18 protein-coding genes and 1 other RNA gene are annotated in these 20,208 nt (G+C 67.5%); 12 read left to right on the top strand and 7 right to left on the bottom strand.

Features of this window, described 5'->3' with window-relative positions; translation table 11 throughout:
- On the bottom strand, positions 1–590 hold a 590-nt coding region (locus EZE58_RS06695), incomplete at its 3' end, for a hypothetical protein (protein WP_167560138.1).
- A gap of 573 nt (positions 591–1,163) precedes the next feature.
- On the opposite strand from EZE58_RS06695, the gene prfB reads away from it, so the two are divergent.
- The 6 genes from prfB (at position 1,164) to ssrA (ending at position 6,442) form a co-directional block, all read left to right on the top strand.
- A complete protein-coding gene (gene prfB / locus EZE58_RS06690) occupies positions 1,164–2,282 on the top strand; it encodes a peptide chain release factor 2 (RefSeq protein WP_009379560.1) in 1,119 nt (372 codons plus the stop codon).
- Positions 2,283–2,498: 216 nt separating this feature from the next.
- Positions 2,499–3,188: a cell division ATP-binding protein FtsE gene (gene ftsE, locus EZE58_RS06685; protein WP_009379555.1), complete on the top strand. Its 690-nt coding sequence runs from the start codon at positions 2,499–2,501 to the stop codon at positions 3,186–3,188.
- Positions 3,185–4,099 (top strand): permease-like cell division protein FtsX, encoded by a 915-nt coding sequence (gene ftsX, locus EZE58_RS06680; protein ID WP_009379553.1) that lies wholly within the window; start codon positions 3,185–3,187, stop codon positions 4,097–4,099. The genes ftsE and ftsX overlap by 4 nt, the downstream gene beginning before the upstream one ends.
- Position 4,100: 1 nt before the next feature.
- Positions 4,101–5,330, top strand: a complete 1,230-nt coding sequence (locus EZE58_RS06675; RefSeq protein WP_063250880.1) for a M23 family metallopeptidase — start codon at positions 4,101–4,103, stop codon at positions 5,328–5,330.
- Positions 5,331–5,437: 107 nt separating this feature from the next.
- Positions 5,438–5,908 carry an SsrA-binding protein SmpB gene (gene smpB / locus EZE58_RS06670; protein WP_009379549.1) on the top strand — a complete coding sequence of 157 codons (471 nt, stop codon included), beginning with the start codon at positions 5,438–5,440 and terminating at the stop codon, positions 5,906–5,908.
- 156 nt (positions 5,909–6,064) lie between these two features.
- Positions 6,065–6,442: a transfer-messenger RNA gene (ssrA, locus tag EZE58_RS06665) on the top strand.
- A gap of 97 nt (positions 6,443–6,539) precedes the next feature.
- On the opposite strand, the gene EZE58_RS06660 is transcribed toward ssrA, so the two are convergent.
- Complete coding sequence (locus EZE58_RS06660; protein WP_009379547.1) at positions 6,540–8,192, bottom strand: thiamine pyrophosphate-binding protein; 1,653 nt, start codon at positions 8,190–8,192, stop codon at positions 6,540–6,542.
- A gap of 467 nt (positions 8,193–8,659) precedes the next feature.
- Between EZE58_RS06660 and EZE58_RS06655 the strand changes: the two genes are divergently transcribed.
- The 5 genes from EZE58_RS06655 (at position 8,660) to EZE58_RS06635 (ending at position 12,498) form a co-directional block, all read left to right on the top strand.
- Complete coding sequence (locus EZE58_RS06655) at positions 8,660–9,247, top strand: hypothetical protein (protein WP_009379545.1); 588 nt, start codon at positions 8,660–8,662, stop codon at positions 9,245–9,247.
- A 62-nt stretch (positions 9,248–9,309) separates the two neighbouring features.
- Positions 9,310–9,867: a hypothetical protein gene (locus EZE58_RS06650; protein ID WP_131248136.1), complete on the top strand. Its 558-nt coding sequence runs from the start codon at positions 9,310–9,312 to the stop codon at positions 9,865–9,867.
- Positions 9,864–11,018, top strand: a complete 1,155-nt coding sequence (locus EZE58_RS06645; RefSeq protein ID WP_009379542.1) for a hypothetical protein — start codon at positions 9,864–9,866, stop codon at positions 11,016–11,018. The genes EZE58_RS06650 and EZE58_RS06645 overlap by 4 nt, the downstream gene beginning before the upstream one ends.
- Positions 10,991–11,902, top strand: coding sequence for a hypothetical protein (locus EZE58_RS06640; RefSeq protein WP_131248135.1), 912 nt, complete (start codon positions 10,991–10,993; stop codon positions 11,900–11,902). Before EZE58_RS06645 ends, EZE58_RS06640 begins: the two co-directional genes overlap by 28 nt.
- On the top strand, positions 11,899–12,498 hold the full coding sequence (locus EZE58_RS06635; RefSeq protein ID WP_063249146.1) for a signal peptidase I: 600 nt from the start codon (positions 11,899–11,901) through the stop codon (positions 12,496–12,498). The genes EZE58_RS06640 and EZE58_RS06635 overlap by 4 nt, the downstream gene beginning before the upstream one ends.
- A 3-nt stretch (positions 12,499–12,501) precedes the next feature.
- Here the strand turns inward: EZE58_RS06635 and EZE58_RS06630 are convergent, their stop codons facing one another.
- The 3 genes from EZE58_RS06630 to speB are packed head-to-tail and all read right to left on the bottom strand — an operon-like array spanning position 12,502 to position 16,709.
- Positions 12,502–14,001 carry a sodium:solute symporter gene (locus EZE58_RS06630; protein WP_346773174.1) on the bottom strand — a complete coding sequence of 500 codons (1,500 nt, stop codon included), beginning with the start codon at positions 13,999–14,001 and terminating at the stop codon, positions 12,502–12,504.
- 25 nt (positions 14,002–14,026) lie between these two features.
- Positions 14,027–15,706 carry a thiamine pyrophosphate-binding protein gene (locus EZE58_RS17560; RefSeq protein ID WP_009379534.1) on the bottom strand — a complete coding sequence of 560 codons (1,680 nt, stop codon included), beginning with the start codon at positions 15,704–15,706 and terminating at the stop codon, positions 14,027–14,029.
- Entirely contained in the window at positions 15,699–16,709 is a 1,011-nt protein-coding gene (gene speB / locus EZE58_RS06620) for an agmatinase (protein WP_063249144.1), read from the bottom strand. The genes EZE58_RS17560 and speB overlap by 8 nt, the downstream gene beginning before the upstream one ends.
- Positions 16,710–16,841: 132 nt before the next feature.
- On the opposite strand from speB, the gene EZE58_RS06615 reads away from it, so the two are divergent.
- Positions 16,842–18,251, top strand: a complete 1,410-nt coding sequence (locus tag EZE58_RS06615; RefSeq protein ID WP_009379530.1) for a PucR family transcriptional regulator — start codon at positions 16,842–16,844, stop codon at positions 18,249–18,251.
- Positions 18,252–18,272: 21 nt separating this feature from the next.
- Here EZE58_RS06615 and EZE58_RS06610 read toward each other — a convergent pair whose 3' ends face one another.
- Together EZE58_RS06610 and EZE58_RS06605 are read right to left on the bottom strand one after the other, a co-directional pair.
- Positions 18,273–19,175: an aminotransferase class I/II-fold pyridoxal phosphate-dependent enzyme gene (locus tag EZE58_RS06610; RefSeq protein WP_167560137.1), complete on the bottom strand. Its 903-nt coding sequence runs from the start codon at positions 19,173–19,175 to the stop codon at positions 18,273–18,275.
- Positions 19,073–20,164, bottom strand: coding sequence for an IS630 family transposase (locus tag EZE58_RS06605; protein ID WP_009376884.1), 1,092 nt, complete (start codon positions 20,162–20,164; stop codon positions 19,073–19,075). Before EZE58_RS06605 ends, EZE58_RS06610 begins: the two co-directional genes overlap by 103 nt.
- Between the last annotated feature and the right edge of the window lie 44 nt (positions 20,165–20,208).

The following is a 20,208-nucleotide window of genomic DNA, read 5'->3' as shown; positions in this document are numbered from 1 at the left end:
GTGGTGCCGAGGATCGTGGAGATCGCCCCGAGGTGCTCGGTGGCCACGTGGTCATGGACCCACGCTGAGAAGGTCGTGTCGGGGGTAAATCCGGGGAAGTCGGGCAGGTCATCGATTGCGGCCTGCGCGTGGGCTTGATCATCTCGTGGCGACAGAACCGGGGACTGTGGCTGGTGGGACGGTTGCGCCGGGTCGGCGCAGTCGAAGCCGACAGGGGTGTGTTCGCGATCGGAGGGGGCCGCGAGAGCAGCAGTGCCGGCTGTTGCGGTCTCGTTATTCGCGTTGTCCGTCCTGCTGGGTGTGGTCGGCTGTCCGTTGTGGCGATTGAGGGTTTCGGCGATGGTGGCGAACCGGTACGGGGTTCCGTCGGTGGGGGTGGGGTGGTCGTGGTCGTGGATGATCTCGGCGAGGATGTGGCCGGCGGTGAGTTCGAAGACGTGGAGTTGGGCGAGGTCGACGGTGGTGGAGGCGGTGGCGAGGTCGGTGAGGTTCGATCCCAGGTACAGGGTGTAGCGCGACGAGGCGACCGGGTCGGGGGTGCCCGTGGTGGGGTCGTCGGGTCCGCTGAGATCAGCGGTGGTGTCGCGCATGGTGTGTCACCTGTCTCTGACGTCGTTGTCGGGGAAGAGCGGTGCAGGGGAATCGGGTCGTACGGAATGGGAATCGCGGTTGTGGTTGTGGGTGTGAGGGGGTGTCTGGGTGGACTCCTGGTCGGTGATGGTGGTCTGTGTGTTGTTGTGTTTCTATGGTGGCAGACGGCACTGACACGAGATTCGGACATGGGCCGAGATCCGCTGTCGTCCGCCGCAATAGGCGCCGGTCGGCGGTATCGACCGTCAGTACAGGTTCGCGGGCAGCACAGATGCGAGGGCAGTGCTGGTTCGTGGGCAGCACAGGTGCGAGGGCAGCACAGGTTCGGGGGCAGTGCTGGCTTGGGGACACTCCTGACTTCGGGCAGTCCTGACTTCGGAGCGCATTGCGCGCACCTCCCACCGCCTCGGCGAGGGGCTCGGTCAGCCTCCGTCCGCAAACAACGGCGCGACCCGTCCGCAAACAAGGGCACGACCCGCCCGCCGAGAGCGGCAGCCCCTGCCCGCAATGGGTGGGAGGCGCCCACACACGATGAACGACACCACCCGCCCATGGACTAGAATCGAGGCATTATGGCCACGACTGATCACGCTTCCGAAATCGCCAACCTCCGCCAGACCTACCAGGCGATCCTCGACGTCTCCGACCTGCCGACGCTGCGGGACGAGGTCGCCGAGCTCACGGAGGAAGCGTCGGCCCCCTCGTTCTGGGACGACCCCGATTCGGCGCAGAAGACCTCGGCCAAGCTCTCCCACAAGCAGGGCACGCTCGAGAAGCTTGAGAAGTTCGGCGAGCGCATCGACGACGCCGAGCTCCTCATCGAGATGTCCGAGGCCGAAGGCGATTCGGACTCCCTCGTCGAAGCCGAACGCGACATCGCCAAGCTCAAGGACCAGCTGAGCGAACTCGAGATCTCGACCCTCCTCTCCGGCGAGTACGACGAGCGCTCCGCCGTCGTCACCGTCCGCTCCGGCGCCGGCGGCGACGACGCCACGGACTGGGCTCAGATGCTCATCCGCATGTACATTCGCTGGGCCGAGGGCCGCGGCTACAACGTCCAGGAACTCGACACGTCCTACGCCGAAGGCGCGGGCATCAAGTCCGCGACGATCCAGGTCAACGCCCCGTACGCGTACGGCACCCTGTCGGTCGAAGCCGGCACCCACCGCCTCGTGCGCATCAGCCCCTTCGACAACCAGGGCCGCCGCCAGACCTCCTTCGCCGCCGTCGAGGTGGTCCCGCTCATCGAGTCGACCGACCACATCGAGGTCGACGAGAACGACCTCCGCATCGACGTCTACCGCTCCTCGGGCCCCGGCGGGCAGTCGGTGAACACGACCGACTCGGCGGTGCGCATCACGCACATCCCGACCGGCGTCGTCGTGAGCATGCAGAACGAGAAGTCCCAGATCCAGAACCGCGAGGCCGCGATGCGCGTCCTCCAGTCCCGACTCCTCGAGCGCAAGCGCCAGGAGGAGGCCGCGCAGAAGAAGGAACTCGCGGGCGACATCAAGGCGAGCTGGGGCGACCAGATGCGCTCCTACGTCACGCACCCATACCAGATGGTCAAGGATCTGCGCACCGGCTACGAGGTCAACAACCCCCAGGCCGTCTTCGACGGCGACCTCGACGGCCTCATCGAGGCGGGCATCCGCTGGCGCAAGCAGCAGGAGAACGCCGAGGAGGAGTGACCTCCGCACGCCGGTGACCGTGACAGCGGTGACCGTCGCAGCGGCGGCAGTCCCGCTGCCGACCGCTGTGCCGCCAGCCGCCGCCGACCCCGCAACAGCCGCGACTGTGAACTTCATCAGACGCGCAACACACGCCCAGCCGCCTCCCCGAACATCACGGAACTGTTACGTACAGTGGAAGCGGCCGAGCCATCCGCGACACGATTGAAGACCCTCTTGATCACATTCGACTCCGTTTCGAAGTCCTACGACACCCGCACCCGCAAGGCCCTCGACGACATCTCGTTCACGGCCGACCGCGGGGAATTCGTGTTCCTCGTCGGAGCCTCGGGGTCGGGCAAGTCGACGGTCATCCGCCTCATCCTCCGGGAGGAGGTCCCGACGAAGGGCCGCATCACGGTAGCCGGCAAATCGGTCGTGAAGATGCCCTCATGGCGCGTGCCCTACCTCCGCCGAGGCATCGGCACGGTCTTCCAGGACTTCCGACTGCTGCCGAACAAGACCGTCTTTGCCAACGTCTCCTTCGCCCTTCAGGTCATCGGGAAGTCACGCGCGGCGATGTCGACACTCGTCCCCGACGTCCTCGAGACCGTGGGACTGGCCGGCAAGCAGAAGCGCTACCCGCACGAGCTCTCCGGCGGTGAGCAGCAGCGCGTCGCGATCGCCCGCGCGGTCGTCAACAAGCCCGGCATCCTGCTCGCCGACGAGCCCACCGGCAACCTCGACCCGGCGACGAGTGCCGACATCATGGCCGTGCTCGAGAAGATCAACCGCAACGGCACGACCGTCCTCATGGCCACCCACGACGGCGAGATCGTCAACCGCATGGCCAAGCGCGTCATCGAACTCTCCGAGGGCCGCATCGTCCGCGACGTCGAGCACGGCTCGTACGGAGTCGCCTCATGAGGGCGGGCTTCATCCTCTCCGAGGTCGGCTCCGGCCTGAGGAAGAACTTCTCGATGGTGCTCTCGGTCGTCCTCGTCACCTTCGTCTCCCTCCTCTTCGTCGGCGCCGCGATCCTCCTGCAGATGCAGGTCGGACAGATGAAGGACTACTGGTACGACCGCGTCCAGGTCTCGATCTTCCTCTGCCCGCCCGACTCCGAGGCGACGAACTGCGTCGAAGGCGAGGTCACGGACGCACAGCGGCAGAACATCGAGGACGCCCTCTCCGGTCCCGAACTCGCCCCCTACGTCGACACCGTCTACTTCGAGGACAAGTCCGAGGCGTACAAGCACTTCCAAGAGCAGTTCCAAGGCACGAGCCTCGAGGGCACCGTGCCCGAGGAGGACATGAACGAGTCCTTCCGGGTCAAACTCAAGGACGCTGAGAAGTACGAGATCATCAAGGAGTACTTCTCCTCGACCCAGGGCGTCGAGGAGGTCGTCGACCAGAACCAGCTGCTCGACCGTCTCTTCGGAGTCCTCAACGTCGCGACCGTCGTCGCCGTCGTCATCGCCGGCATCATGCTCCTGTGCGCGATGCTGCTCATCGCCACGACGATCCGCCTCTCCGCGTTCGCCCGGCGTCGGGAGACCGGCATCATGCGCCTCGTCGGCGCCTCGAACGCCTTCATCCAACTCCCGTTCCTCCTCGAGGGCGTCATCGCCGCAGCGATCGGCGCGACCCTGTCGGCAGGTGCCCTCGGCCTCCTCGTCCACTTCGGGGTCAGCGGCTGGTTGCAGGACCAGGCGACCGGGTTCAACCTCGTCTCCGGCGTCGACGTCCTCATCGTCGCCCCGATCCTCATCGCCATCGGCGTGGTCATGGCAGGAGCGTCCTCGCTCATCACCCTGAACAAGTACACGAAGGTCTGATATGAGACGCAGGCTTCCCCTTCTCCTCACGGCCGCGGTGCTCGTGATCGTCCTGCCGGCCACCTCGGCGACGGCCGACCCCCGCGACGACAAGAGCAAAGTCGACGATCGGGTCAAGGAACTCCAGCAGGAGTTCGAGGGACTCGACGAGGAGCTCGCCCGGGTCATCGCCGAACGCGACGAGGCGAAGGAGGCCCTCCCCGCCGCAGAGGAGGCCTCCCAGCAGGCCGACGATGCCCTCGCCGAGGCGATCGAGAAGGACGAGGATCTCGCCGCCCGCCTCACCTCGGCGGAGAATGCGCAGTCCGACCTCAAGGAGCAGATCAAGGACGGCGCCGAGGAGATCGAGAAGCACCGCACGTCAGCGGCCCGGATCGGGCGCCAGGCCTACCAGAACTCCGGGATCACCTCCGACCTCGCGATGCTCCTGCAGATGGCGCAGGGCACGAGCGCCGACGGCGGCATCGGCCGCGTCGACTCGGCCGTGCGCTCCCAGCAGCGCACGATCGACAACCTCTCGGAGCAGCGGGCGCTCAACCAGAACAACGAAGAGCGCCTGTCCGGGGTCACCGACGAGATCTCCGACCTCAAGGACGAAGCCGCCGAGGCGGTCATCGCCAAGGAGGCCGCGCAGGCCGAGGCGAAGAAGAAGGCCGACGACTTAAGCGACCTCATCTCCGCCAAAGACGCCGCCGAGCAGACGATCTCGGACAACAAGGACAAGACCGAACAGCAGCTCGCCGACGAGAAGGCCGAGCAGGACCGGCTGGCGAAGAAGGTCCGCGAGTGGGAGAAGGAGCAGGAGAAGAAGGGCAACTTCGTCTACGGTGACGGCGTGCTCGCCAATCCGGCCAAGGGCTTCCCGATCACCTCGCAGTTCGGCTACCGCATCCACCCGATCACCGGCAACCGCAAACTCCACACCGGCACCGACTTCGGCGTCCCGTGCGGCACCCCGATCCGCGCGGCCGGCGACGGCATCGTCGTCTCCGCCGGCTGGGCCGGCGGCTACGGCAACCGCGTCGTCATCTCCCACGGCAAGATCAAGGGCAAGTCGATCGCCTCGACGTACAACCACAACACGAACGTCAAGGTCCGCGACGGGCAGAAGGTGAAGAAGGGCGACGTCATCTCGATCTCGGGAACGACGGGTGCCTCGACCGGCTGCCACCTCCACTTCGAGATCATGGAGAACGGCGGCTACGTCGACGCGATGCCGTTCATCTCCTGAGCCGGGTACCCCGGGTGCGGTACATGCGATAGACTTGTGGGTCTGCGTGCGACGACGGAATCGCACGTGACAGGCGCTGTCGGAGGAGAGCTGAGAGGAGGCCGACCATGGCGAAGGACACGGGCAAGAAGGTCATTGCGCGCAATCGCAAGGCACGCCACGACTACCACATCGAGGACACGTGGGAGGCCGGACTCGTCCTCACCGGGACCGAGGTGAAGTCCCTGCGCGAGGGCCGTGCCTCGCTCACCGACGGCTTCGCCCTCATCTTCCAGAACGAGGCGTGGCTCGAGAACGTCTACATCCCCGAGTACCTCCAGGGGACCTGGACGAACCACGCCGCGAGGCGCCGCCGCAAGCTCCTGCTCCACCGCGAGGAGATCCTCAAGATCTCCCAGAAGGTCAAGGAGTCCGGACGCACCCTCATCCCGCTCGAACTCTACTTCGACGGTTCCCGGGTCAAGGTCGAGATCGCCCTCGCCCGCGGCAAGCGCGAGTGGGACAAGCGCCAGTCGCTGCGCGAAGCCCAGGACAAGCGCGAAGCCGAGCGCGCGATGAAGTCCAAGCAGTATCTCTGAGCGGAAAGTGCCTCTGAACGATCAGCACCTCTGAGCGGTTTCCGCCACCGGTCGGGAATGCAATTGGATCGGCCGGTGTTGAGAGAGTATGCTGGTGTTCCTGTCCGATGGAACCTGTCAGCGCAGGTGACATGGACAGGATTGGCAACAGAATATGGGGATGATCGGTTTCGACGTTGGACACTGCGTCGGGAGAAGCGGGCCGAGAATGCAGAGTCATCTCGTTAATGTCCTCTGCAAAACAATAGGTGCTAAATCTGAAAACCGCACCGATTTCGCCCTCGCTGCCTGATAGAGCGCGAGCTGCGAATCCGTCAGCCTAGAGTTGCCTCTGCTCTAGATCCTGGCGTCGCTTAAGGGGCCACTGCTTCAGATGCACGTTGGGGGCATCTGAGGGACTCTTACCCAACTCCGTTCGTTGGTCTACGTGTTCGTGCGATGGCCAGAACCTAAGAGACTGCTTCACGAACTGCGCCCGGAGAAGTCCTGACAATCTGCCGACGGACGCGGGTTCGATTCCCGCCATCTCCACAATCACGACGGCCCCGTCCGCTTGGTGTTCACCAGGCGGGCGGGGCTTCGTCGTGCCCGGCAGCGGGCCCCTGTACCCGACGCCCCCACCGCGTGCGGCTCACGCGTTGATGCGGATGACCTCTTCCTGGTACGGCGCGATGACGCCGCCAGAGATGCGCAGGTCGAGGACGAGGAACCTCCGCTCGTCCACGGGAGTCGCCGCCCACTCCTTGAGGACCTCGAGGTCGGCGAGCGAGCGGACGACGACGCCCTGGCCGCCCGCGGCCGTGGCCAGGGCGGCGAAGTCGATCTCGTCGATGAGCATCGGCTCCGTCGCCAGCCCCTTGAGCCCGTAGAGGTTGACCTCCGCCCCGTACGCGGCGTCGTTGAAGACGACAGCGATCCCTCTGCCGCCCGCGGACCGGATCGCCGTGTCGAGGTCGGAGAGCGCCATCATCCCGCCTCCGTCCCCGGTGGTGAGCACGATCGTCGCCTCCGGGTTCGCCCGAGCGGCTCCCGCGACGCTGTGCCAGCCGAGCCCGATCGACTGGAACGCGGTGCCGACCAACGCCAGCCGGTCCGGCGCGCTCGGCTCCCAGAACATGTTCGCCCACGCGATGAAGTGGCCCCCGTCGGAGACGACGACCCGATCCTCGGGCAGAAGCTCGCCGAGGCGGGCGGCAGCGGCCCGCGGATCGAGTCGGCCGTCGGCGGCGAACTCCGTGCCGGCCTCATAGGTGCGGTCGGCCGTGGTGTCGACGCTCTCGCGCCACGTGCTCGGCCGGGCACCGGCAGCGCGCAGACGCGCAGTGAGCTCGGCGGCGGCCAGCCGGGCATCGGCGCGGATGAATCCGCCGACCCGGGCGTGCGTCGGTCGGTCGTCGACGTCGATCTGCCACACCTGAGTGCCGGGGGCGAAGAGCTCCCCGAAGCGCATCGTGAACTGGTTGAGCGAGGCCCCGATGACGACGGCGACATCGGCCTGCCGGACCCTCTCCATCGCTCCCGGCGCCCCGAACCCTCCTGCCACGCCGAGGTCGTACTCAGATCGCGGGAAGATGTTCCGCCCCAGCGCCGTCGTCACCGTCAGCGCCCCGGTCGCGTCGGCGAGCTCTCCGAGCTCCTTCGCCGCTCCTGCCAGCCATGCGCCGCGCCCGGCGAGGAGGATCGGACGCTCCGCCTCGGCGAGGAGTCCGGTCAGACGGTCGAGCGCGGCCTGCGGGAACTCCCCGGTCGGCGAGAGGGGAGAGGGCTCTCCCGGGCCCGGCACCTCGGGGATCTCCCCGATCTCGAGGGTTGCGACGTCGTAGGGGATCGCGAGCACCACCGGCACCCGGTAGGTCAGGGCGTGCTCGATCGCGGTGACGGTGGCAGCTGCCGCGTCGACGCGACCGACCGTGTACGTGCGCACGCCGACGGCTGAGGCCATCGCGATCTGATCGACATCCCACGGCCTCGGCCCCGATGTCGGCTCGTCCCCGACGACGAGGACGAGGGGCACGCGGGCCTGCGCCGCTTCGGCCAGCGCCGTGAGCGTGTTCGTGAACCCGGCGCCGTACGTCGTCGTCGCGGCCGCGATCCGCCCCGAGGTGCGGAAGTGGGCGTCGGCGGCGACGACGGCACCCGCCTCGTGGCGGACGGCGGTGTAGTTCGCCGAGGTGGTCGTGAGCAGGGAGTCGAGGAAGTAGGCGTTCCCGTTGCCCATGAGGCCGAAGACCTCGTCGATGTGGCGGGCGAGGGTATGGGCGACATGCGCCGAGGTGTGTGCCATGAGCGGCCTTTCGCGGAGCGGGATATGGAGAGATCCATATGTGTCTCACTCGCGCACCCGCGGCTTCGCGCTCTTTTTTCGAACGCCGGACTGTCATCTTCGCCACAGTCGGCGGAGCAATCGTCCTGACAGACTCGAATATAGGGCAATCAGAGTTCCGCGCCAAGTCAGAGCCGGTGTGGGCGCGAATGCGGCGCCGAATTTCAGATCCAGAATGCGAGAAATGGCTCTTGCATAATTGGAAGAATTCACTTACTCAGAAGTAGTTAACTCCCAATACTTCTCGGTAATATAGATAATGAATTGGTCATTCACGGTAAAAGCATGATAAATATAGATAGCGAAAGATGTCGGGATGAATTCGCAGAACTGCGCTGAAAGTGAATTGGTCATTCATGTGAGCGTCATTCCTGTGTTTCCGACAATTCATCATGAATGGCACCGGTAGTGCTGGAAAGTGAAATCACATGAGAATCAATAAGAAGTCTGTCGTCGCAGGTGGAGCCGCTGTTGCACTGCTCGTCGGGGGAGGGCTCACGTTCGCCCGCTGGTACGACGAGGCGTCGCTGGGCCAGGATGCCGCTGCCGTGCAGTCGGGTGTGCTCAACTTCGCGATCGACAACCTCTCGTGCCAGTGGGCTGACGGCGGCGATAATGTCGCACCGGGTGACGCGATTGTTCCCGGTGACACCATGCAGTGCACCGGCAGCTCGAAAGTCGTGACGAATATCAAGGGAAAGAACCTCAAAGCGACGCTGAGCGCGGTTCCGACGGGTGACCTCGCAAAACTCGTCGACGACGAATTCGCGGTGCTCAAGACCACGGTCAACGGCAGCACCTCGCCGCTCGCGCTCACCGCCGCCGATGACGGTGCGACCTTCGACGTCGGCTTCTCCATCTACTTCAAGGAGTTCAAGGACTCCCAGGACAACTCGCTCAACCGCGAGAACCCGGGCACCGACTCTGCGCAGTGGTGGGGCAAGGACAAGCAGGCCTCGGACTTCTCGTTCAACACCGGCGACGTCAAGCTGCGCCTGGTCCAGAGCGACCGCTGAGACCGTCTCCTCCGGCACGGACTCTCCGTGCCGGAGGACACGCGCGAAGAATCGGAGGTGAGATGAGAGTGCGGGTGTTCGCCGCTCTGGCCGCGGCCCTGCTCCTGCTGTCGAGCGGGTTGGGCAGCGGTGCGAAGTGGTACGACGAAGCTGCCTTCTCTCAGGCTCCGATCACCGTCGAGACCGGAGAGCTCGCGGCCACCGCCGCCGATCCCGCCTATCGGGTGATGAGCAGGATCGACAAGGATGCACGGCTGTCGGGGAAGCCCTCGTGCACGGCGACCGGTGACTTCAGGTCGTGCGCCGTGCTGACGAAGGATCAGGCGGAGGCCTTCGCCTTCATGCGGGGCGACCGACTCATCGTCTCCTCGTCGTTCGAGGTCGCCGCCGACGGTGAGAACCTGCGGTACGCGGTCACCCCGGACGCGGCACCCGCGAACGTCTCCGCCGCATGGTCGGCGGGGAAGGCGGCTGTGAGTCCGACCGGTCCGCTGACCGGTTCGCAGACCGTCACCGCCGAGCGGCCCTTCGACTGCCTCGGCGCGGCGGCAGGGTCGAGCGATTCCACTGCGCTGACGATTCCGTCGCTGTCCGTCACCGTTGTGCAGGAGGACCGATGATCCGGGGAGGGAACCCCAGCCGCCGAGCCCGCACGGGCCTCGCCGGTCTGTGTGCGCTGCTCTTCGTCGCCGTCGCCGCCGCTGTGGCTCTGAGTGCGAGTCCGGCCACACAGGCCCGGTTCACCTCGGAGGCTGCCGACTCGTCCGGTCTCACGGTTCGGGCCCAGCCCACGGTCATCAGAGCGAAGACCCTCGGGGTCGAGACCCCTGACTACGGAGACTGGAACTGGTTCGACCGGCAGATGAATGAGACCTCGCTGACGCTGACGAACGACTCGTCGACGACGCTGGTGGCGACGATCAGGATCGCCTCGGTGCAGCTCACCGGTGAGAACGTCTCGGAGGCGACTGACACGGCTCAGGCCTGGGTGAGGGACGCCGCCGGCGCGAAGCAGCAGATCGCCGCGAGCGTCACCTCGTCGACGTCGACCGCGCAGTTCCCCGGTGCGACCCTGCAGTGGAAGCTCGCTCCCGGAGCCCGGGAAGAGGTCGAGGTCGGTGTCGGAGCGAAGCCCACCTACCTGCTCTACCAGGATCTCACCGAGGCGAGGGGAGCGAAGTTCTCCTTCCGGTTCGCCGTGGAGTGGGCCGTCGACGGCCTGACCGAGGAGGAGAGCGCCCAGCTCTATCCCGACGGTGTGCTCGGTCCCGCCCCCGGAGACCGCTCGGCCTGCCCGGCAGGAGCGACGGCGAAGCAGGAGTGCCGGGGAGTGACGGCGACGGTGAAGCAGCCGGTGATCAAGACCGAGGCGACGCCCTATGAGATCATCACCTGCACCCCCGTCTACAACTCCGACTCCTCCCACACGTTCTCCGTCAGGACGGTGCAGCGTCCTGAGTTCTCCGGCCTGGCGAAGACGGCTCGACGACTCGACGGGGACCCCGAGGACTATGCGTCCTATGTCGCCATCCCCGAGGTGGGGTCCGGCTTCACCGGGGACCGCGTCGAGGTCATCAGGCAGCCCTACGACCGAACGGTCGGCTACGACAGGACCGTCCGGTTCGTCATCCGCGGCACCGGTGGTGCTGCGGGGCACCCGGCAGGACCGAACGGAGAGCGGGAGACCCAGTCACCCGTGTACGAGATGAACATCTACCGGCCGGCGTTCGATTCCAGCCCATCGTGCACCGTCAGTCTGGCGACGCTGTGATCGCCCGCCGCGCACTCACCAGCATCCCGTGGGCCGCATGGTTCGTCGCCGGGCCCCTGGCCCTGGTCACGCTCGCGACGCTCGCGATCGTCCTCGGCGGTTCCTTCGTCACCGTCCCTGCCGCCGCCGGAACCTGCGCGGCCTCGATCGACGAGACCATCACCGTCGCCGAGGTGGGCGGGAGCGGCGAGTTCGCGCCGTCCGAGTTCGAGCGCGCCTTCCCCGAGGTGCCCGGTCTGCTCGCTCCCGGTGCGACCGGCAGCGACGAGCTGAGCATCCGGTCGATCGCCGAGGCGCCGGTGGCGGTCACCCTCATCGTCGAGTCCCAGGACTCCCCGGTGGCGAACATCGACCACGATCTGCGGGTGACGATCACGTGGGCGGGGACGATCGCTGCGACGGGCACGTACAGTCAGGTCGTCGGCGAGCGCATTCCCCTGGGGACGATCGAACCGCAGGCTCAGGACATCCTCCGCGTCGACGTCGAGCTCCCGGCCGTCGCCGAGGAGGACAACGACACCCAGGATCGGACGTGGCCGCTGCGCTTCGACCTCGGCGTCAAGGCGGACACCGAATGCGAGAGCGACCGCACGGACGATCGGGCCGACTCCGACTCCCGGGGCGGCAGCGACGCGACCGACGATACGGCGGGGGAGGCCGCCTCGGCGGAGGGATCGTCGTCGAACGGAGACGACGCCCACGTCGACGGCACGGACACGGCGGAGGGGTCAGCGCTGCCGCGGACGGGGATCGACGGACTCGGGGTCATCGCACTCGCAGCCTTCGTGCTCGCGTTCGCAGGGTTCCTCCTCGTCGCCGCCGCACGCCGGCGATCGAGCGGCGGGCCGGGCGCTGCCGACAGCGAAGGAGAGGACCTCCGATGACCGCAGACACCCGAGCGTCCGCTGTTCCGACCCCCGCAGACGGTGTTCCCCGGCGACGACCGCGTCGTCGCCGCCGAGCGAACCGCATCGTCTCCTGGGTCTGCGGGATCCTCGTCGCGGCCTTCTCAGGCGTCCTCATCGCCACCGTCGCGCTGCCGCTGGCCATGGGCTGGGTGCCGCTCACCGTGATCACCGGGTCGATGGACCCGACGATCCCGCCCGGTTCGCAGGTCATCGTCAAACCGCTCACCCCGGCCCAGGCGCAGAACCTGCGCACCGGCCAGGTGATCACCTTCCAGATCGAATCCGGCGGCGACGAGGTCGTCACCCATCGCATCATCTCAGTCGACGAGGAGAACGGGGAGACCGTCTACCGCACCCAAGGCGACGCGAACGCCGCGGCCGACCCGGATCCGGTCCGTGCCGTGCAGGTCCGCGGACTCGTCCGCTACCACGTTCCCCTCGTCGGCTATGTCGCCACGCTCACCTCGCCCGAGCAGAAGCGGGTCGGCACATGGATCGCCCCCGGGCTCTTCGGCGCCTACGCGGTGTGGGAGATCGCCCGGCCGAAGCGACGCGGCTCCGGCCGGCACTGAGCATCACCGGCTCAGGCGCTCCCGCCATTCGGCCATGATCTCAGGCGGCGTCGGCTTCGAGACGAGGGAGCCTGCGACGTAGCCGAGCAGTGAGGCGAGGAGACCGAGGTAGATCGCCTCGTTCGAGTAGATGCCCAGCGTGATCATCACGACGATCGTCGTCACCGATCCGAGGATCATGCCCGCCATGACGCCGACGATCGTGCCGCGGCGGAAGACGAGACCGCCGAGGATCGGGATGAAGAGACCGGCGACGAGGAGGTTGTAGGCGACGGTGAGGGCCTCGACGACGCTCGGCATGATGAGGGCGAGTGCAAGGGTGACGATGCCGAGCCCGATGAGGTAGATCCGCGAGTCGCGGATCTCATCCCCGGTCTCGCGGACGAGGGAGCGCGTGAGCGCGGTCTTCGCTCCGCCGGATCCGTCCGTCCTCGTCCCGGCCGCGAGCTCCTCATCGCTCGTCACCGGCATGATGTCGCGCTTGGCCAGGAGCGGCTCGACGATGTCCTGCCGGCACACGGTCGAGGCGGCCATGAACGACCCCGAGGCCGTCGACATCATCGCCGCGAGTGCCGCGGCGAGGACGAACCCGGCGAGCACCGGCGACATCGACGCGTCGACGACGGCGACGAAGACATCGTCGGCGACATCGATGCCCGGCACGATCCGGGTCGCCGCCATCCCGATGAGGGCACCGGCGACGGCGTAGAGGAGGCAGTAGACGCCGGCCGAGAGCCCACCCCACCGGGCCACGCCGGGACTGCGCGCGGTGAACACGCGCTGCCAGATGTCCTGCCCGATGAGCAGGCCGAGGGTGTAGATGAGGATGTAGCTCAGGATCGCCTGCCATCCGATGCCCACGGGACTCGTCGCCTCGGCGGGCAGGGACGAGAACAGCTCCGTCAGCCCTCCCGCGCGGTTGATGACGAGGGGGAGCATGAGGAGGAAGATGCCGACGGTCTGGATGAGGAACTGGACGAAGTCGGTGAGCGTGATCGACCACATGCCACCGAGCATCGAGTACGTGATGACGATGCCGCCGCCGATGATCACCGACCAGAACTTGTCGAGGTCGAACAGGGCGTGGAAGACCGTCGCGTAGGCGACCGTCGAGGTCGTCGAGATCATGAGACCGTAGGCGGTCATGATCGTCCCGGACACGAGGCGCGAGCCCTTCCCGTAGCGGAGTTCGAGCATCTGCGAGACGGTGTAGATCTCGAGCCTCTGGATCTTCGGGGCGAAGAACAGGGAGAGGACGATGATGCCCATGCCGATGCTCAAGACCAGCCACATGCCTGAGAGCCCAGCGGTGTAGCCGAGGCCGACCCCGCCGATGGTCGACGCCCCGCCGAGGACGACGGCCGACATCGTGCCCGTGTAGAGCAGTCCGCCCAGCCGTCTGCCGGCGACGAGGAAGTCGTCCTGGTCCTTCGCCTTGAACCGGCCCCAGATTCCGAATCCCACCATCGCGGCGAGATAGATGATGACAACGAGTGAGTCCACAGTGACTCCTTATTCCAGGGTCGGTTCAGTCGCCGACGGTGATGTGGATGATGGTGGGAACGGCGCGTCCCAGCGCCTCGGCGACGGCGTCGGGCAGCTCTGCGGTCATCTCCGACTCCCGCATGCTCACCCCGACCCCTCCCATCGAGGCGCCGAGCTGGGCGAAGTCCGGGCGAGCGAGGCGGACGGCGAAGGGCTCCATGTCCCGGTCGACCATCTGCTCCTCGATCTCCGCGTACCCGCCGTTGTCGACGATGACGAAGGGGATCCCGAGGCCGAGTTCGGTCGCGGTCATGACCTCCTGGATCGAGAACATCGCCGCCCCGTCCCCGAGGACGCAGACGACCGGACGCTGCGGGGAGGCGACCTTCGCCCCGATCGCCGCCGGAATGCCGTAGCCGAGCGTGGCGAAGCCGGGCATGTAGAGCAGCTGGTCGGGGGTGTGGGCGAGAAGCGCGTGGACCGAGCCGTCGTAGGTGACCTGGGAGGAGTCCCCGGCGATGACGACGTCCGGGCCGGCGCCGGCGGCGACGAGCCGGGTCACCCGGGCCCCGATCCGCTCGGAGTCGAAATCTGCGCCCCAGTGCGCGCGGATCGTCTCGACCCTCTCCCTCGCCGAGGCGGTCCCGCCGTCGGTCGTGGTCGTGTCCTCTGCGGGTGTGTCCGCAGCCGCCGGTGCGGCGTCGAGTTCGGCGGCGAGTGCGGTGAGGAACTCACCGGTGTCGGCGCAGACGAGGATGTCCCCGCTGAGGTTCTTGCCCAACTGGTCGGGGTCGATGTCGCAGCGGATGACGACCTGGTCTGCCGACTCGTCCCTGACCCCGGGGGCGGTCTGGGCGCCGATCGTCCCGCCCCAGAGGTCGGAGTCGGCGAGTTCGGAGCCGAGGACGATGAGGACGTCGGCGGCGGCGGTCTCGGCCTGGACGCTCGGGAATCGGACGTTCGACCCCAGCGAGAGCGGATGGTCCTCATCGACGATGCCCTTGCCGTTGGCCGTCGTCGCCACCGGAGCGTCGATCGACTCGGCGAGCGCCGCCACCTCGGCGGCGGCCGCACGCGCCCCGCCGCCTGCGACGATGACCGGGCGTGAGGCACTGCGGATCGCCTCGGCAGCGCGGGTGACGGCGTGGGCGTCGAGACCGGGCCGGCGGGCCGGGATCGGCGCGGGCACGCTGCCGTGCCAGGCGCCCTCGAGGACGTCGAGGGGGACCTCGATGTGGACAGGACCCGGACGGGAGGACGCGAAGAGGGCGAACGCCTCGGCGACGGCCTGGGCCGCACCCTCGGCGGTGCGCGTGCGCTGGGAGGACACGAGCAGGTGGGACAGGGCCCCGGAGGAGTCCTTGGTCTCATGGAGCATGCCGATGTCGGCGCGCTCGAGCCCGGTGGGCACACCGGGGGAGAGGATGAGCATCGGACGCGACTCCGCGTACGCGGTCGCCGCTGCCGTGATGACGTTCGTCAGTCCCGGACCCGAGGTCGTGATGACGACCCCGGGCTTGCCCGAGAGCAGGAAGTACCCGTCGGCGCCGTAGCCGGCACCCTGCTCGTGGCGAGGCGTGACGGCGCGGATCCCGAACGCCGGCAGATGCCGGTAGAACTCGAGGTTGTGGGTGCCGGGGATGCCGAAGATCGTGTCGACACCATGGGCGACGAGCGTCGAGACGACGGCGAGGCCGCCGTTGCGGTGGGTCGTCTCAGACACCGAGGGCCTCCCCGCTGGGACCCGAGGGTCCGGTGAGCCCGTTCTGCTCGGCCGCCCACAGGGAGAGGATCTCGTAGCCGGCGTGGGCGGCGGCGAGCCCCGTGATCTCCGCATGGTCGTAGGCGGGGGCGACCTCGACGATCTCCGCGCCGACGATGTTGAGCCCCTGGAGCCCGCGGATGGTATTGAGCAGCTCACGGCTCGTCATGCCGCCCGCCTCGGGGGTGCCGGTGCCGGGCGCGGCCGCCGGGTCGAGGACGTCGATGTCGATCGAGAGGTAGACAGGAGCATCGCCGAGGCGCCTGCGGATGCGGGCGACGACCTCGGGCACGGAGGTGAACTGGTAGTCGTCGCTGCGGATGATCTGGAAGCCGAGCACGCTGTCGTCCTCGAGGTCCTTGCTCCCGTAGAGGGGGCCGCGGATGCCGACGTGCATGCACGATTCGAGGTCGAGCAGACCCTCTTCGCTCGCCCGCCGGAAGGGCGTGCCGTGCGTGTACGGGGCCCCGAAGTACGTGTCCCATGTGTCGAGGTGGGCGTCGAAGTGGAGGACGGCGATCTTCCCGTGCGTCTTGTGCAGCGAACGGAGGTTCGGCAGCGCGAGCGTGTGGTCGCCGCCGAGGGTGAGGATCTTCGCTCCGTCGGCGCGCAGGGCGTCGGCGTTCTCCTCGACGGTGGCGATGGCCTCTTCGATGTCGAAGGGATTGACGCCGAGGTCACCGCAGTCGGCGACCTGCTGCCACGTGAACGGGTGGACGTTCGTCGCCTGGTTGTAGGGGCGCAGCAGCTTCGAGGACTGGCGGATGTGCGCGGGACCGAAGCGGGCACCGGGACGGTAGCTGACACCGGCATCGAAGGGGATGCCGACGACCTTGACGTCGATCCTCTCACCCGGACGGGCAGCTTCGACCTCGTCGAGGCGGGGGAGGAGACCGAAGGTCGGGGGTCCCGCGAAGCGCGGGGTCTGGCTGTAGTCGGCAGGGCCGAGGGGTTGGGACGGCATGGACTCTCCTTGGGCGTCGTCGGGTGAGGGCGGCAGTGTGTGCCCTCAGCCTAGGACGTGTCATCCCCGTCACAGATATCCACTGCGGACAGTGCATCCGCCGAGCATGGACACAGTGGATAGGATGGGCGCATGGTCACCTTGGGACAGCTGTGGGCGCGGCGCGAACTCGCCCTCGAGATCGCCGTCGATCCGCCGGGCGCGCGGGAGAAGGAGGTGACGATCGTCCACTCCTCCGAGCTGCCGGAAGTCGACGAATGGCTCGCCGGCGGCGAGGTTCTGCTCACGATCGGCGTCGGCCAGGATCTCACCGCGCCCTCGGCCGGTGACTACATCGCGAGACTCACCCGGGTCGGGGTCCACGCGCTCGGCATCGGTCTCGGCAGCGACCTGCCCTCGGTCGAGCTGCCGGCCTCGCTCATCCGGCATGCTGAGGAACACGGGCTCGCGCTCTTCGGCGTGCCCGAACCCGTGCCGTTCGTCGCCGTCGTCGACGCCTTCACGAGGATGCGCGAGGAGGAGACGAACCGCGAGGTCACCCGAGCCTCGAGCGCGGGTCGCCGGTTCGCCACCGCGCTCGCCCGCACCGGTCCCGCCGATCTCGTCGCCGACCTCGCCGACACCCTCGGCGGCGAGGTCCAGTTCGTCTCCCCGACCGGGCGGGGGCTGACCGGTCCGAACCCGCCTGTGGCCGTGCGCTCCGAGCTCATCGGCGAGGCGCTCGGCACCTCGTCGGCTCCGCGTCTGCTCAGGGCAGGCGCGGGAGGGTTCGAGGCCGTGCCGGTCGGTGATGAGCGGGTCGCCGGATGGATCCTCGCTGCGGCGGAGACGACCGTGAGTCAGCGCACCCGCTCCCAGCTGCTCTCGACCGCTGCGGCCCTCCTCGGTCTCGCGATCTCCGCGGGGCCGCCTCGGCGGGGTGAGTCGCGCCTGTTCACGACGTCACTGCAGCCGGCGGAGGCCCGGACGGAGTGGGTGCTGCGCACCGGTTCGCCCGCGGTCGCCCGTGCCCGATTCACGATCTTCGGCGAGGTGCGCGGAGAGACCGCGGAACAGCTGCTCGCCGACCTCGGTCCCGACACCCTCATCGCCCGCTCCGGGTCGATGGTCGGCGTCCTCCACACCGGCGACAGCCTCGTCGATCGGGTCGCGGAGGTGACGGGGGTGGAGAAGCTCTTCGCCAAACTGCTGCCCCTGACCCAGGTCCATCACACGTGGACGGTGTGGCGGACCCAGCATGAGACGGCGAACTCCGATGTCAGGGCGCTGCTGTCGGCGATCGACGAGGCGGCGGCGAACCGCTTCGTCGACCGGGTCCTCGGCGACCTCATCTCCTCGAAGGACGGGCGCGAGCTGCTCCTCACCCTGCGGTCCTTCATCGCCGCCGGGGGAGTGCGGGACGCTGTGGCGACCGAGCTCGGCGTCCACCGGCACACGGTGCGGGCGCGGCTGCAGCGGATCGAACGGCTGCTCGGGCGCGATCTTGCGGACCCGGAGACGACGCAGGCCGTGGCGATCGCCCTCGAACTCGCCGAACTCTGACCGCCGGCGTGCCGGGTCCGGTCAGCCGAAGTGCTCGGCGCGGAAGGCCGCTGCGACCTCAAGGACCCGGTCGAGGGCCTCGGGCGGGCCGATGCTGATGCGCACCCCGTCGCCGAGGTTGCGCACGGCGATCGCGGCGGCGACGCAGGCGTCCTCGAAGGCGTCGGAGAGCGGCCCGAGCGGCAGCCAGACGAAGTTGCCCTGAGCCTCGGGGACCTCCCAGCCCTGGGTGCGCAGGCCCGCGGCGAATCCGTCGCGGATCGTGGCGATCTGCCTTGCGCGGTCGATGACCTCGTCCCAGTGGCGCAGCGACTCGAGCGCCGCGGCCTGGCTGAGGTCGGTGACGCCGAAGGGGATGACGGCCTTGAGGAGGCCGGCGATGACGCTCGGATGGCCGACTCCGTAGCCGACGCGCAGCCCTGCGAGTCCGTGGGCCTTGGAGAAGGTGCGCAGGAGGACGACGTTGGGATGGTCGGCGACGAGCTCGAGGCCGTCGACGGCGCCGGGCGTGTTCGCGAACTCCCAGTACGCTTCGTCGAGGGCGACGACGACATGGTCGGGGACCGCGGTGAGGAATTCGCGCACCTCGGCGTCGCGGAGCACCGGGCCGGTCGGGTTGTTCGGGGAGCAGAGGATGATGAGGCTCGTCGCCTCGGTGATCGCGGCCGCCATCGCCGCGAGGTCGTGGGTGCCGTCGGACCGCAGCGGCACCTCGATGCGGGTCGACCCGGCCAGGCCCGTCGTCTGCGGGTACATCTCGAACGACGGCCAGGGGTAGATCGCCTCGGTGGTCGCGTCCGAGGTGATCTGGGTGAGGGCGACTAGTGTCCCGCGCCGTTGATTCGTTGTAGAAGTCGTCCGATGGAGGTGAGAATCTCGTCGGCGGTCTTGGTCCAGATGAAGGGTTTCGGGTTCTCGTTCCATGCTTTGATCCAGCCGCGGAGGTCTTTCTCCAGTGCTTGCACGCTGCGGTGATCTGAGCGTTGGAGGAGTTCGCGGGTGACTTCGGCGAAGAGCCGCTCGACTTGATTGATCCACGATGAGTACGTCGGCGTGAAGTGCATGTGGAACCGGGGGTGCTTTTCGACCCACGCTGTCACGGCCGGGTGCTTGTGTGTGCCGTAGTTGTCGCAGACAACATGCACATCCAGATGCTCGGGCACGTTCTGATCGATTTTCTGCAGAAACTTCTTGAACTCCACCGCACGGTGTCGGCGATGGGTGGACGCGATCACCGTGCCGTCAGCGACATTCATCGCCGCGAACAGGCTCGTCGTGCCGTGTCGGAAGTAGTCGTGCGTGCGCTTTTCGGGCATGCCCGGCATCATCGGGAACGCGGGCTGTGACCGCGACAGCGCCTGCACTTGAGATTTTTCATCCACCGAAAGAACGACGGCGGATTCGGGCGGGTCGAGGTAGAGGCCGACGATGTCGTAGACCTTCTCCACGAACAGCGGGTCGTTAGAGAGCTTGAATCCGTCCGCCTGGTGAGGTCTCAAACCGAACGCCTTCCATACCCGTCCGATCGTGGACTTCGACAGTCCGGTGCGCTCGGCCATCTTCGCCCGCGACCAATGCGTCGCGTTCGCGGGCGTCGACTCCAGCGTCGCGACCACGACATCCTCGACCTGCTCCGCAGTGATCGTCGCCGGGCGCCCCGGGCGAGGATCATCAACGAGACCGTCCAGACGGGCCTCCACGAACCGAGAGCGCCACTTCGTCACCGTGGGATCCGAGCAACCCACCAACGCGGCCACGTCCTTGTTCGACATGCCATCCCCACACGCCAACACGATCCGCGAGCGCAACGCGAGCGCCTGAGACGACTTACGACGCCGAGTCCAGCGCTCAAGCTGCTCCCGCTCCTCATCCGTCAGGATCAGTTCGGCCTTGGGTCGTCCAGTTCGCGCCATACTCCAATCCTACAACTTACAGACCGAATTTAAGGCGCAGGACA

This window comes from Brevibacterium sp. LS14 (assembly GCF_012027885.1).
In the GTDB taxonomy this organism is placed as follows: Bacteria; Actinomycetota; Actinomycetes; order Actinomycetales; family Brevibacteriaceae; genus Brevibacterium; species Brevibacterium casei.
This window is presented reverse-complemented; position numbering and strand designations above follow the sequence as displayed.

Excerpts from the sequence above, each read along its gene's own strand:
- EZE58_RS06650 (WP_131248136.1), top strand. The coding sequence starts at position 9,310 with ATGAGAGTGCGGGTGTTCGCCGCTCTGGCCGCGGCCCTGCTCCTGCTG.
- EZE58_RS06675 (WP_063250880.1), top strand. The coding sequence starts at position 4,101 with ATGAGACGCAGGCTTCCCCTTCTCCTCACGGCCGCGGTGCTCGTGATC.
- prfB (WP_009379560.1), top strand. The coding sequence starts at position 1,164 with ATGGCCACGACTGATCACGCTTCCGAAATCGCCAACCTCCGCCAGACC.
- smpB (WP_009379549.1), top strand. The coding sequence starts at position 5,438 with ATGGCGAAGGACACGGGCAAGAAGGTCATTGCGCGCAATCGCAAGGCA.
- EZE58_RS06610 (WP_167560137.1), bottom strand. The coding sequence starts at position 19,175 with ATGGAACGAGAACCCGAAACCCTTCATCTGGACCAAGACCGCCGACGA.
- ftsX (WP_009379553.1), top strand. The coding sequence starts at position 3,185 with ATGAGGGCGGGCTTCATCCTCTCCGAGGTCGGCTCCGGCCTGAGGAAG.
- EZE58_RS06635 (WP_063249146.1), top strand. The coding sequence starts at position 11,899 with ATGACCGCAGACACCCGAGCGTCCGCTGTTCCGACCCCCGCAGACGGT.
- EZE58_RS06645 (WP_009379542.1), top strand. The coding sequence starts at position 9,864 with ATGATCCGGGGAGGGAACCCCAGCCGCCGAGCCCGCACGGGCCTCGCC.
- EZE58_RS06615 (WP_009379530.1), top strand. The coding sequence starts at position 16,842 with ATGGTCACCTTGGGACAGCTGTGGGCGCGGCGCGAACTCGCCCTCGAG.
- EZE58_RS06660 (WP_009379547.1), bottom strand. The coding sequence starts at position 8,192 with ATGGCACACACCTCGGCGCATGTCGCCCATACCCTCGCCCGCCACATC.
- EZE58_RS06605 (WP_009376884.1), bottom strand. The coding sequence starts at position 20,164 with ATGGCGCGAACTGGACGACCCAAGGCCGAACTGATCCTGACGGATGAG.
- speB (WP_063249144.1), bottom strand. The coding sequence starts at position 16,709 with ATGCCGTCCCAACCCCTCGGCCCTGCCGACTACAGCCAGACCCCGCGC.
- EZE58_RS06655 (WP_009379545.1), top strand. The coding sequence starts at position 8,660 with ATGAGAATCAATAAGAAGTCTGTCGTCGCAGGTGGAGCCGCTGTTGCA.